Raw genomic sequence first — 13,411 nt, forward strand, 5'->3', positions numbered from 1 at the left:
CTTAGCTTAAGCAACACTAGGCCATAAGTAAATTCAATATTTATTATGTTTTTCAATAATTTTTTCTAATGTTCTGTTTGCATTTCTCAATAAATTGTTTGACAAGGATGGATTGTTCCTCGTTTTTACGTGTACAAATGGCAATTCTATGTTGTACAGAAACGCCCTCTACATAAACCCTTGCTAGTTGCCCATTTTTGATATGGTCTTTGACAACGAGTGAGGAAATAAAATTTGCTCCATATCCGGATATGACCGTAGAAATTGTTTCACTTAGTCCATCAAATTGCAGGGCAACCTTCGGCGGATTTAATTGGTTAGCATAACAAAGCGAGACCAAATGCTCACGCATGGAACTGCCTTCTTCTCGCATAATGAATGGCTCTTTGACCATTTCTTCAAGTTTAATCGCTTGATTGGCTAATCGATGATTTGCCCCTACAACAAACCATAGTTCATCTTCTAATAATTCGTACCAATCAACATTCTCCGGGCGTTCACCAATTCCACCATATATAGCAATATCTGCTTTATAATGTTGAAGTTGATCAAAAGCATCTTTCGTATTACTTGTAGAAATGACCAAATTGACCTTTTCATGTTCACGCTTAAAACTGGCTGCTAACTTAGGTAATAATAAGTTTGCAGGTAAATAGGTGGTAGCAATCCTTATCGTTCCTTCCTCACCATTACGGTAATCATCTATAAATGCTTCAATTTGCTTTTCTAAAGAAAACAAATGCTCTGCTTTACCAGCCAAAGCTATACCAAATTCAGTAAGAACGGCTTTTCTACCATTTTGTTGAAATAAAGGCACACCAATTTCATGTTCGAATTTCTTAATTTGGCTAGAAACAGCCGGTTGGCTAATATTTAATTGCTCAGCCGCTTTAGTGAAACTGCCGATTTTTGCCACTTGATAAAATAATCTTAATCCATGTGTGTTCATTCAATCACCCTTTATTATAATTATTATTTATAAAACTATAAAAATAATATATTTTTTTTATTATAAATCATAACATATACTTAAAATAAAGAAACATACATTTTTCATAAAAGGGGAGATAATGATGGAAGATAAAATTGTGTGGTCTGATGTGGATGATTACTTAATCGACAAATTAATTACTATTGATAGTGAGCTCGAAGATATACTACGAGCAAATGAGGAAGCAGACTTACCTGCCATTGATGTATCACCAACTCAAGGAAAGCTTCTTTACTTAATCACAAAGTTACGTTCCCCTAAAAACATTCTAGAAATTGGCACCCTTGGAGGCTATAGTAGTCTTTGGTTTGCAAAAGCACTCAATAAAGGGGCTAAAATTTATACATTAGAAGCTAATTCAAAATATGCCAATGTTGCTCGTAAAAACATTGAACAGACTCCATTTTCAGATCAAGTTGAAATCATTGAGGGTAAAGCTTTAGAAACATTACCTATTCTTGATGAAAGAGAAGTGCAATTTGATTTAATATTTATCGATGCTGATAAAGAGAATAATCCAGCATACTTAAATTGGGCCTTAAAATTAGCTAATAAGGGAGCAGTAATTATTGCCGACAATATCGTTAGAAATGGAGAAATCATTGAAGAACATAGTACGGACCCTCGCATACAAGGTGTACGCTCCTTCTTCGACCTTCTTGAAAATCATCCCCAAGTAGAATCTACAGCTATACAAACAGTTGGTCAAAAAGGTTACGACGGATTTGTATTAGCCATTGTTAAATAGAAAAAAACTGAGTGATGATTATCACTCAGTTTTTTTATTAGTACAGGTATTGTCGGGATTCCTTTTATAGCTTTCTAACTTTTACTTCTGTCACACTATGGCCTTCGCCTTTTTCAATAATTAAATCAGCACGGTTCTTCGTGGGTAATATATTCTTCTTTAAATTTGTATGATTCGTTTCCTTCCAAATTCGGTCAGCAATTGCTAAAGCTTCCCCTTCACTCATTTTGGCAAACTTATTAAAATAAGATTTCGGATTTTTAAAAGCCGTACTCCTAAGTAGTTGGAATCTTTCTTTGTACCATTTCTCAACATTCGCTTCCTCAGCGTCGATATAAATAGAGAAGTCAAAGAAGTCTGAGATAAAGGGCTTATCTTTACCTCTCACATTTTTAGGTGGCTGTAAGACATTAATTCCTTCAACAATGACAATATCAGGCTCCGTAAGCGTTTGCATCTCATCACGAACAATATTATACGTTAAATGTGAATAGACAGGTGCCTGCACAACTGATTGACCCGATTTTAATTCAGAAAGAAACTTGAAGAGCTTACTAATATCATAACTTTCTGGGAAGCCTTTCTTCTTCATAAGTCCCTTTGATTCTAATATTTCATTTGGGTAGAGAAATCCATCCGTTGTTACTAGGTCTACCTTAGGCTGTTCAGGCCACTCCGAAATCAAATATTGAATCATTCTAGCCGTTGTACTTTTACCAACTGCCACACTTCCTGCAATACCAATAATATAAGGAACCTTCTTTGTTTCCATCTGTAAGAAATGATTGCTATCTTTATGCATGTTTTTTGCATTTAAATAGTACAAATTCAAAAGTTGGGAAATAGGCTGATATACTTCTGTTACTTCTGACAATGATAATCGGTCATTTACCCCTTGTAATGACTGCAAATCCAAATCCTCTAAAGGAATGGTTGATCTCCTACTGAGTGCTGACCATTCACTTCGATTAAAAGTTAAATAGGGTGAGTAATCCTTTGTTAATTGTTTATTCAACTTTTTGTCCTCACTAACCTTAACATTTTCAATTCTTGAGTTTATTTTAACATATCATACAGTTTTTTCAGCTTTTTTATTTTTCCAAATGGAAAAAATCGATTTTTCAAGCGTTTATCTATTATCCCGTACTACAACGTCACTATGCTTCTTACTTTACTCCGAATATAAGATTTTAATCATATCGTCATTACTTTCCCCATTCTTTCACTCCACATTCCAATTACCATATCTAACCTTAATTTTCGTCTTTTTCTTACATGTCTTATATGGTTTCACCCCTCATTCTCATTGTTGTTAGGTGTTCACTATATATCATCGAAAAAAAAGCACTGCGACATGCAGTACCTTTTTCAATATAATTGTTAATTATTCTTTAATCTTATCCCTACTAAATGGCCACCTCTTTCCAGTGGGCCGTTTCGCATAATCAAGTAGGATAAAGCCATACCGCATAAACCAGCGAATCCTAATATGTGAATGAATGTAAGTAAATGATTAATAAATAAGTCAATTATTTTACCCATTCCTTCATTTGTAAACCAAACAACCAATATGCCACCGAAAATCGTTATCCCAATTAATAGCCTAATTGTACCTAAATAAAACCATAGACTATTGACTAATAATAAGACACCAAATAAAAACACACACAGCACAACATCAGCCCACCAATAAAGAACTGGATTATCACTTTGAAATAATAAGCCAACATGTTGCAATTGAACTGGATTAACATTGTTCTCTGATAAATATAAATTTAACTGATACATCACATTAAGAAAAGCCGTATTAATACAGATAAATAAAACTGTATTAATTATTGTACTTAAAAGATACTGCCGCCTTGTTCCTCCTAGTGAAAGAACATACTTATATGTTTTATTATAGAGTAAAAACGGATAAATGAGAAAAAATCCATATATAGGTCCAAAAATCGCACCAGTGAAATTCTCACCAATTAAATAGCCACTAATAGAAAATAGAATAAGTATGCTCACAGTAATAGAGAGAATAATAATTGTCTGTTTCTTCAAATCTTCGAACATTAATTTAAACGGTCCATTAAATGTAGAGAACATGTTAATCTCTCCCTTCCTGCGTCATTGTTTTTTGCACCAGATAGTCTTGCAACGAAACATTTTCTAGACGAACCTTATTTGCATTCGCGATTGTGTGCCATTCATCTGTTATTACATCATCAATCATTACTTGCATTTGGTTACGTAACTTTTTCTGTTGAAGTATTTGGTGGTGACTCTGCACTAGCTTTTGCACTTCTTCTACAGGCCCAGTTAACATGAGCCCCCTTCGCTTTAACTCTTCCGTATCGGTATAACTAGCTAATGTTTTGTTATGAATAACAGCTATTTTCTCACATAGTGGTTCAATTTCCTCTATATGATGAGAGGAAAGTATAAACAAACGTGGATGGTCTTCATATGTCTCTAACAATACATCATAGAATTGTTTTCTTCTAAATGCGTCTAACCCATTTGTCGGTTCATCCATAATTGTTACTGGCGCCTTACTAGCCAAGCCAATGACGATTTTTATCATTGTTTGCATCCCTTTAGAAAATTTCCTTATCAGCTTCTTCTTAGGTAATTCAAATAATTCCACCAGCTCTTCAGCATATTGCTGATCCCAATTTGGATTGAAATACGCTCCAAACATTAATGCATCTTTCACATTCCAAAACTCAGAAAACGGATGATTTTCCTGCATATAAGCAATATACTTCATCCCTTCTGAATGATTGTAGGGCGAGATTCCATGAATATCAATGACGCCATTTTTGGGTTTCTCCAAACCTGCCAACAGCTTCATTAATGTCGTTTTACCTGCGCCATTCCGACCCCAAAGTCCCATAATAATGGGCTCTTCTTCTACTAAGTTTACATTCTTTAAAGCAAGTGTGGATCCGTAGTTAAAATCGATCCCTTGAATCTTAATCATTATTCCCCCCCCTTATAAGTCGAAGAATTTCTTCTTCTTTTAAATGGATGCGCTTCGCTTCATCTAACATAGGTAGCACATATTGTTTATAGAAATCTGCTTGCCTTTCTTTTAATAACAACGCCTTCGCTCCTTTCGCTACAAACATACCAACACCTCGCTGTTTAAATACCAGCTCCTTATCTACAAGAAGCCCTAAACCTTTTTGTGCTGTTGCTCGATTGATTTGATAAAACTGAGAAAGCTCTGTCGTCGAAGGTACTTGATCTCCCTCTTTTAAGTGACCATCAACAATATCATCTGCTATCGTTTCCGCCAATTGTTGAAATATTGGCTTAGAATCATCAAAGACTGATTTCACTTTTAACCCCTTCCTACCTAGTTGATAGGTTGATTACTCGTGTAACCAACTATACATCATTTTATGTACCTTGTAAAGTCAACGTGAATACTATTTGTAATAACCTTTTGATCACTATCAAGAAAATATAAGAAAAATAAAAAAGAACTGCCATTAATGACAGTTCTCAAAAAAATTTACCAAGGTCTTTTAGGACCCCAACCGCCTGTTTGACAAGGGTTGTAAGGCTGACCACACATGATATGTTGTTCTTTACACTCATTTACAACGGATTCAGTGTGTGGGAAGTAATGTTTGTGCGTAATACAGTGTTTATTAACATTTGTAGTATGACTAGGGTGTACATGATTGATATTTGTGTTTGAATAATTCGGCTTTACATATTGCTGAGTTGGAGAAACTTGAGTTGGACCTTGTTGTGCTGGTGAATGAGATGGGGATAAGAATTGCGGTTGACCACCCCATGGACCAGTTTGAGCACCTGCTACTTGGTGAGGCAATTGTGCACCTGTTTGCGCACCTGCCACTTGATGAGGCAATTGTGCACCCGATTGCGCACCTGCCACCTGATTTGGGTTATTCCATTGTTTATAGCTCACGCTAAGACCTCCATTCTGTTTTATTCCTTAATAAGGTATGTTGGAAGGTGATAAGTTGTCTAATACAAACACCTATATTAAGTACAGAAATTTCATTCGGTCCAATTGCTATTTAGCTGTAAACGCATAAACAGATAATGGCGTGATTTCATTCGTCACGCGAAAATCTTCTAACATGGACATTTGTGACAAGATAAGCGACCTTAGCTTTTCAGGTATTTCTCCTAATTGCTCTAACTCAGTATGCAAGTCCCTTACTAATTTAGTCACTTCCCATTTTGCATCTTGCAGCTCTGGTGAGAAAATAATATGTTCTTTCTCTATATCCCAGCCTGCCTCTCTCACCACTTTTTGTATATCAAATGGGGTAAACAATGTACGAATATTAGCATCACTTTCTTTTTTGAAAGACTCATATTGGGCTTGAATAAGAACGGATAATAAATGTGGATACTGTTCAACCACACTTATTCTCGTATCCCACTCAGCGAAACATAAGTTCTTTCCCCATTTTTTCACTTTTTTCATTAATGCGGCAAACTCCTCAATTGAGTTCATATACCATGCACAATGTGAAAAAACGATATGATCAAAAGATTTTTCCAAGAACTCAATTTGGTCAGATAATAAATCCATATGGAAATCGATATGAATTTGTTTGCCAATTTTTGAATTTAACAAATAAGATATGGATTCACCGAGTGTAATAGGGGTTCCATAAGTAGGAGAAGCAATATCAATACCGTGAACAAACCCTTCCTCACCGACTAAATAAGCTAGTACTGCTGTGGTGTCACCTTGGCCACTACCTATTTCTAAAACACGATCGCCTTCTTTAATGCCCCAAAATTCTGCCAATTTCAACCGATGTACTGTTTGTACCTTTTGTATTTCAAAATTTGTCGCCATACAATCTGTAATGATGTCGACACCATTCATAGGTCCACCTGCCGCTTCAAATTTTATAAGAATATTTGCTATACTTTAGATAAGTATACTTCATTAAATAAAAAGGGGGTAGAAAAATTTGCAAGCACTCGCAGTCTTTTGTGGTTCAAGCCAAGGGGCACATCCCTCTTATATGAAAGGGGCACAGGTTTTAGGAGAGCAATTAGCTAAAAGAAGCATCACACTCATATATGGCGGTTCAAGTATTGGTTTAATGGGGGCAGTAGCAGATAGTACATTAGCCAACGGCGGAAAAGTAATTGGTGTCATTCCTAAATTCCTTCAAGATAAAGAAATTGCCCATCCGAACTTAAGTGATCTAGTCATCGTTGATTCTATGCATGAAAGAAAACATAAAATGGAAGAACTTGCCGATGGATTTATTATGCTTCCAGGTGGCTGCGGAACATTAGAAGAATTTTTTGAAGTATTTACTTGGGGACAGTTAGGATTACATCAAAAACCTATTGGTATCCTCAATATTGATCACTATTTTGACCTCTTAATTTCACTGATTGCTCATATGAATGAACAACAATTTTTACAGGACAAATTTTTAAAAATGGCACTAGTTAGCGAGAGTCCTGCTGATTTAATTCAGCAATTTTATACTTATACGCCTCCTGAGGTCAAAACATTTATTAGAAAGAGCCAAACTTAAACCCTCATTTTTTTGAATAGATTTAAAAAAAATGTGTAACTCTTAAAAAAAAGGTTATATATATAGTACAATCTATTTCTAAAAAGGAGACGATCCAAATGGCTAAGAAATTATTTACAGCAACAGTTACAGTAAGTGGTGGTCGAGAAGGTACAGCGGTATCGGAGGATGGTAACTTTAATGTCGCAATAGCAATGCCAGGAACACCTAGAGCGAAAGAAATGCCCGAAGCGACAAATCCAGAACAATTATTCGCTGCAGGATATGCTGCTTGCTTTGAAAGTGCCCTGCAAGGTGTATCTAAAATGGATCGGACACCGATAGATACGGAAGTAATTGGCAATGTCAGTCTCTTTAAGGATGAAAAAGAAGGCTATAGCTTACAAGTGAAATTAAATATTAAAGCAAAAGGAACCGATCAAGCGACATTAGAAAAACTGGTTCATAAAGCGCATGAAACTTGTCCGTATTCTAAAGCTGTACGCAATAACATCGAAGTCATCTTAGAACCGCATGCAGTAGAACAATTATAGTAAATCAAAGTTAAAAAACTCGCCAAATGGCGAGTTTTATTTTGTTTCATCCTCAACATATACTCTTTTTACAAAGAAAGATAAAACCAGTCCGATGATTGAAGCAATTAGCCCAAGATAAAACGCTGTTTGAACACCAGTTGTTAGTGCTTCAGCTGCGATAGCTGTATTTGCCATACCTTCTTTAGGTATATAGCTGGATTGGCCTGCTGCCATTAAACTAATAGCAACGGCAGTACCAATAGCACCAGCAATTTGCGATAGTGTATTCATAATAGCGGATCCATCTGGATAATGCCTTCTTGACAGCTGATTTAATCCATTCGTTTGAGCTGGCATCATAATCATCGCCACGCCGATTAACATCACCGTATGAAGGAAAATAATCAAAGCTGAACTCGTTTCCGTCGTTACTCTAGTAAATAAAAAGGTCATAATCGTTGTTAAAACGAAACCAGGTATAATTAAATACCTTGGACCAAACCGGTCAAAAAGTCGCCCTGTAACTGGAGACATTAAACCGTTAATTAAACCACCTGGTAGTAATACAAGACCTGCTGCTAGTGCAGTTAGTAATAATCCACCTTTTAAGTAGAGTGGTAATAGGATAGCAGACGATAAAATCATCATCATACATAAGAAAACCATAATGGTTCCTAAAGAAAACATTGGATGAGCGAAAACACGTAAATCGAGCATTGGCTCTGGGCTACGTAACTGGCGGATAGAGAATAACAATAAACTAATTACACCAATTACAATTGGTAAGAGTACCAAAGGACTAACCCACGAACCATTTCCCTCTCCTGCACTACTAAACCCGTATACAACGCCACCAAAACCAATCGTCGATAATAACAATGAAACAAAATCAATTCGGGGCTTCGTAATGGTAGAAACATTTTGCATAAAAGCCATTCCAACAACTAAAGTAATGATTAATATAGGTAATGATAACCAAAATATAGAATGCCATCCCCATTGATCAATTAATAACCCTGAAATGGTCGGACCGATAGCAGGTGCACACATAATGACTAAGCCCATAAGTCCCATCACACTTCCACGCTTATTCGCAGGGAAAATAAGTAGGATCACATTCGTCATTAATGGTAATAGCAATGCTGTCCCTATCGCTTGGATCACACGACATATTAATAGCATAGGAAAACTGATTGATAACGCGCCAATCAATGTACCAATAATCGAGAATATAAGGGAAGCAGCGAATAATTGCCTCGTACTGAACCATTGAATAAGTAATCCCGAAACTGGTACTAAAACACCAAGTACTAATAAAAACCCTGTTGTCAGCCACTGAACCGCATGAGGTTCAATCTGATAGTCCACCATAATATTCGTAAAAGCCATATTAAGTGCCGTTTCACTAAATAATCCAATAAAAGCAGCAATCATTAACACAATTGCAATCGGCAAAGGCTTGATCTCGACTTGTTGTAAATCATTTATCTTCTCTGTCATTTTCTTTCTCCTTCTATAATATCTCGAATAAAACACCATCCCTCCTATTCTACATGATTCACGCCGAATTTGCCTATCAGTTAGCTCATCTTTTCAATTTGCAAATATATGCCACTTTCGTCTCTATAGAAAAGTCAATTTCCTTTTAGTGTTCTAAATGACGGTTATATAAGACGGTTGCGCTAAGCTCTTCTGCTTTTTCAACAAGTTTGACTTCTTTTAAGCCACTTGAGGTAACTACGCTTCTCCTGAGAGCCGTAGTCTCTCCTTTTTTGAGAATCATATTCTAAATGGTTACACTCTAATACTCCAACATATTATAGACTTTCAACTTTCCAAAAGAAAAAGCCAGCTCATCGCCGACTTCTCATCCTTTTGACATATCTCCAAACCCCTCACCAAACACATCGCGTACATCATGTATGGCAACAAAGGCCGTGTGATCCGTTGCTAAAACAATTTTTTTCAATTTCATAATTTCTTGTTTACTAATGACAATATATAGTACTTCCTTTGCTTGCTTTGTATAATATCCTCTTCCGTTCATTACTGTTACTCCACGGTCGAGTTTTTGATTGATTTGTTGGGCAATCGTGTCTGACTCTTTTGATATAATTGTGACAGCCTTTTTAGGATTTAATCCTTCAATAATAAGCTCCATCACTTTTGTACCGACATATAACATAATAAGTGTAATCATTACTTTCTCTGCACCAATAATGAAATAAGAACTTAAGACAACAAGAATATCAAAAAATAATAAGCTATAACTAATACTCCATCCTAAAAACTTATTTGTCATCTTCGCAAGAATGGTTGTTCCAGCTGTAGTACCACCAACACGAATAATTAATCCGATACCAACTCCAGAGAATATTCCTCCAAAAATGGCATTAACTAATATCTCATTCGAATCAATGTTCCACCCTTCAGTTAAATGTAAGGAAAGAGAAAGCGAAATAACAGCAATAATCGTATATATAACGGTTTGTTTCGTTAAAAATTTATAACCTGCAATCAATAAAATGGCATTTAATATGAAACTCACTAATCCTGGAGACCATTCAAAAAGATAATAGAATATAATTGTCAATCCAGTAACTCCGCCTTCACTAAGTTCACTCGGGATGACAAACAGATTAATAGCTAATGCAAAAAGAAACGCACCAAAGACAATGACAATACTATCCCATATATATTTTTTCATGGCTTCTATCCTCCATCATTCAATTCGCTCTCCATTTGAGGCACCACTGCATTTTATCATGGGGTGATTAGTGACGACAATAGATTTTAGAAATAATGAATGAAAATCATTCATTAAAAAATAATTATGAATTATCTTTTAACTCAAAGATAAGGGAAAAAAACTTATCATTACTTTCTACAATTAAAAAGTTGCGAGTGCCGAGCACCTCGCAACTTTTTTACACATCTTAAATGATGATATAGTTTACCTAACTCTTTTGTATCTCATGTTGACTGACAGCTAATCGCTTAACTATTTGTTCACTATCATCGTTTAAACCTCGAACTTTAACGGAATTTCCGTTTTCTTTGAGCTTCAAGATCGCTTTATCCAACGCACCAACACCTGAATCATCCCAAATATGAGCTTGAGTGAAATCAAATACAATCGTCTCTTTTTTTACGTCAAAATCTATTTTTTCTAAAAAAGCATCAACAGAGACAAAGAATATTTGGCCTTGAACCTGATAATTTGTTAAACAATTTGTGTGGTCGATTGTCTTTGTTATTTTTACCTTTGATATTTTCGCTGCGAAGCATATAGCACTTAATATGACACCTGCAATAACACCTTTAGATAAGTCATGTGTGTACACAACGATCCCGACTGTAACTAACATCACTAACGAATCAGATAATGGTGCCTTTCTCAAATAAGCAAAAGAAGACCAATCAAAGGTACCTATAGAGACCATAACCATAATACCTACTAACACAGGCATTGGAATTTGGACAACGACTCCTCCTAACACAAGGATTAAAAACATTAATACAAGTCCAGCTATAAGCGTTGATAGACGTCCTCGACCACCCGACTTCACATTGATAACGGATTGTCCAATCATTGCACAACCTGCCATTCCCCCAAAGAAACCCGTTACAAAGTTAGCAATCCCTTGCCCTCTTGCTTCTTTATTCTTATCTCCAACAGTATCAGTCATATCGTCAACAATTTGAGTAGTTAATAATGACTCAAGCAACCCAACAATTGCCAAAGCAACAGAAAAGGGGAGTATAATCATCAATGTTTCTAAATTAAATGGGACATTCGGTATGAAGAAGCTTGGTAATGTTTGTGAAATCGCTCCTAAATCCCCGACCGTTTTCATATCAGCTTGAAAAAAGATAGCGGCTGCTGAAAGGAAAACGATCGCAATGAGTGGAGCCGGTATGACCTTGATAAATCTTGGTACAATATAAATAATTAAAAGAGTAATAGCTAAAAAGATGAAAGTCATATAAGACTCTCCTAAAATATGGGGCACCTGAGCCATAAAAATGAGAATGGCAAGTGCATTAACAAACCCCATCATGACTGCTCTCGGGATAAATTTCATTACCTTAGCTATTTTAAATACACCGAATAAAAACTGAATGACTCCTGTTAAAATAGTTGCAGCAAGTAAATAATCCAAACCGTATTCTTTTACTAAAGGAACCATTAAGAGTGCCATTGCTCCAGTTGCTGCAGATATCATTCCGGGTCTCCCACCTGTAACAGAGATAATAATAGCAATACAAACAGATGCATATAACCCTACCATTGGATCAACACCAGCTATAATAGAAAAGGCGATTGCCTCTGGGATAAGTGCGAGTGCAACTACAATGCCTGATAAAATATCTCCTCTAATATTTGAAAACCACTGTTCTTTCCATGTGATCAATCCTAAACACCTCATTCACGTCTTTTTTTAGGCAATGAGAAGATTTTAACACAAAAAGTTTCATAAAGGAACGTTTTTGGGATTAATTATGTCATATCAAGAAATTTTCAGGTGATGTGATATGATATCTTTAATTACGTATGCAACTATTAGTTCTTATTCATTTTAAGAAGAAAAGGAGCAATGATTATGTTCGCGGGATATTTACGACCTCTACATGATTTAGATATAGATGAGCAATATACTTACTTAAAAGATTGCGATATATACTTTCAAGAAGCACATACCTCACCAAAAAGAAGAAATAAATTAAAGGATTTATTAAACCATTTGCAAAAAGGTGATACAGTGATTGTCGCTAGACTGAACGTATTGGCTGACTCCACTAATCATCTCGCAGAATTATTAAATGAGTTAGATGAGCGAAAAATCTTTTTCCAAGCAATACATGAAGAAATCGATACAAGTGATGAAACGGGTAAGCATTTCTTACCAATGTTAAATAAGCTTATTTCCTTTCAAAGTGACGTAATCAGTGAAAATACCAGAAGGGGATTAACAAAAGCAAAAGAAAATGGAAAATCGAGTGGTAGACCAAAAAAGCCTGATGAGAATGTTAAAAAAGCGATCGAAATGTATCAAACAAAAAATTTCACTTTATTAGAAATTAAAGAACAAACAGGGATCAGTAAATCTACATTATACCGATATTTAGAACAATTAAGTTAAAAACAACTGATTCAATGGCATACTAATAAAAATAGTTATTTAATAGTTTGTTTATCTACAAGTCCAACAGGGAATAACATGACTATCCGAGAAAAAGGAGAGGTTTAAATGGACGGTAATAGAGAAGCTTACTATATCAACCTTGAAAACGGTACAATACTTGACACAATGGATGGTCATGATTGGCAGTTTAGAGTATATGCAACAGGTGCTGAAATTGCTGAGCTAAACCGCTTTTTAGATGAGAACTATAATGCAGAGTTAAAAACCTTTGCTAGAGCTCAAGTTCCTTTTCTTGAGTATCATAAAAAATCGCCTAACCCTGAATATGATCAAATTTTGATGCGTCTTTATGAGATGATCTATCAATTAGGTGATCAAGAGGCAAAAAATCATATAAAAGAGATGAATATTATCGATACTGATAAGATATAAAAAGAAGCCACCTTCAATAGGGTGGCTTCTTTGCT

At 35.5% G+C, this 13,411-nt stretch carries 15 protein-coding genes; 5 read left to right on the plus strand and 10 right to left on the minus strand.

Annotated elements, in window-relative coordinates:
• Positions 1–52 precede the first annotated feature (52 nt).
• Positions 53–949: a LysR family transcriptional regulator gene (locus tag MKY26_RS22200; protein ID WP_322909983.1), complete on the minus strand. Its 897-nt coding sequence runs from the start codon at positions 947–949 to the stop codon at positions 53–55.
• A gap of 124 nt (positions 950–1,073) precedes the next feature.
• On the opposite strand from MKY26_RS22200, the gene MKY26_RS22205 reads away from it, so the two are divergent.
• A complete protein-coding gene (locus MKY26_RS22205; protein ID WP_095370251.1) occupies positions 1,074–1,739 on the plus strand; it encodes an O-methyltransferase in 666 nt (221 codons plus the stop codon).
• Positions 1,740–1,803: 64 nt separating this feature from the next.
• Here the strand turns inward: MKY26_RS22205 and coaA are convergent, their stop codons facing one another.
• The 6 genes from coaA to MKY26_RS22235 form a co-directional block, all read right to left on the minus strand.
• On the minus strand, positions 1,804–2,754 hold the full coding sequence (gene coaA / locus MKY26_RS22210; RefSeq protein WP_095370252.1) for a type I pantothenate kinase: 951 nt from the start codon (positions 2,752–2,754) through the stop codon (positions 1,804–1,806).
• Between the two features lie 365 nt (positions 2,755–3,119).
• A complete protein-coding gene (locus MKY26_RS22215) occupies positions 3,120–3,836 on the minus strand; it encodes a hypothetical protein (RefSeq protein ID WP_095370253.1) in 717 nt (238 codons plus the stop codon).
• A gap of 1 nt (position 3,837) precedes the next feature.
• Entirely contained in the window at positions 3,838–4,713 is an 876-nt protein-coding gene (locus MKY26_RS22220) for an ATP-binding cassette domain-containing protein (protein ID WP_095370254.1), read from the minus strand.
• Positions 4,706–5,074, minus strand: coding sequence for a GntR family transcriptional regulator (locus tag MKY26_RS22225; RefSeq protein WP_095370255.1), 369 nt, complete (start codon positions 5,072–5,074; stop codon positions 4,706–4,708). Before MKY26_RS22225 ends, MKY26_RS22220 begins: the two co-directional genes overlap by 8 nt.
• Positions 5,075–5,250: 176 nt before the next feature.
• The gene (locus MKY26_RS22230; protein WP_233435294.1) at positions 5,251–5,673 is read right to left on the minus strand and encodes a CotD family spore coat protein; all 423 of its coding nucleotides are present in this window, start codon (positions 5,671–5,673) and stop codon (positions 5,251–5,253) included.
• Positions 5,674–5,781: 108 nt separating this feature from the next.
• A complete protein-coding gene (locus MKY26_RS22235) occupies positions 5,782–6,612 on the minus strand; it encodes a class I SAM-dependent methyltransferase (RefSeq protein WP_095370256.1) in 831 nt (276 codons plus the stop codon).
• 88 nt (positions 6,613–6,700) lie between these two features.
• Here MKY26_RS22235 and MKY26_RS22240 point away from each other — a divergent pair, with 88 nt between their 5' ends.
• Entirely contained in the window at positions 6,701–7,282 is a 582-nt protein-coding gene (locus MKY26_RS22240) for an LOG family protein (RefSeq protein WP_322909981.1), read from the plus strand.
• 98 nt (positions 7,283–7,380) lie between these two features.
• Positions 7,381–7,815: an organic hydroperoxide resistance protein gene (locus MKY26_RS22245; protein WP_095370258.1), complete on the plus strand. Its 435-nt coding sequence runs from the start codon at positions 7,381–7,383 to the stop codon at positions 7,813–7,815.
• Positions 7,816–7,851: 36 nt separating this feature from the next.
• Here MKY26_RS22245 and MKY26_RS22250 read toward each other — a convergent pair whose 3' ends face one another.
• The 3 genes from MKY26_RS22250 to MKY26_RS22260 all read right to left on the minus strand — a co-directional run bounded on the left by MKY26_RS22250 (position 7,852) and on the right by MKY26_RS22260 (position 12,212).
• Positions 7,852–9,297, minus strand: a complete 1,446-nt coding sequence (locus MKY26_RS22250; protein ID WP_095370259.1) for an MDR family MFS transporter — start codon at positions 9,295–9,297, stop codon at positions 7,852–7,854.
• 367 nt (positions 9,298–9,664) lie between these two features.
• Positions 9,665–10,504: a YitT family protein gene (locus tag MKY26_RS22255; RefSeq protein ID WP_251162892.1), complete on the minus strand. Its 840-nt coding sequence runs from the start codon at positions 10,502–10,504 to the stop codon at positions 9,665–9,667.
• Between the two features lie 250 nt (positions 10,505–10,754).
• Complete coding sequence (locus tag MKY26_RS22260; protein WP_322909980.1) at positions 10,755–12,212, minus strand: SulP family inorganic anion transporter; 1,458 nt, start codon at positions 12,210–12,212, stop codon at positions 10,755–10,757.
• A gap of 189 nt (positions 12,213–12,401) precedes the next feature.
• Here MKY26_RS22260 and MKY26_RS22265 point away from each other — a divergent pair, with 189 nt between their 5' ends.
• Positions 12,402–12,941 carry a recombinase family protein gene (locus MKY26_RS22265; RefSeq protein WP_095370261.1) on the plus strand — a complete coding sequence of 180 codons (540 nt, stop codon included), beginning with the start codon at positions 12,402–12,404 and terminating at the stop codon, positions 12,939–12,941.
• A 108-nt stretch (positions 12,942–13,049) separates the two neighbouring features.
• On the plus strand, positions 13,050–13,376 hold the full coding sequence (locus tag MKY26_RS22270; protein WP_095370262.1) for a hydrolase: 327 nt from the start codon (positions 13,050–13,052) through the stop codon (positions 13,374–13,376).
• Positions 13,377–13,411 lie beyond the last annotated feature (35 nt).

This window comes from Cytobacillus sp. FSL R7-0680 (assembly GCF_038009245.1).
In the GTDB taxonomy this organism is placed as follows: domain Bacteria; phylum Bacillota; class Bacilli; order Bacillales; family Cytobacillaceae; genus Cytobacillus; species Cytobacillus kochii.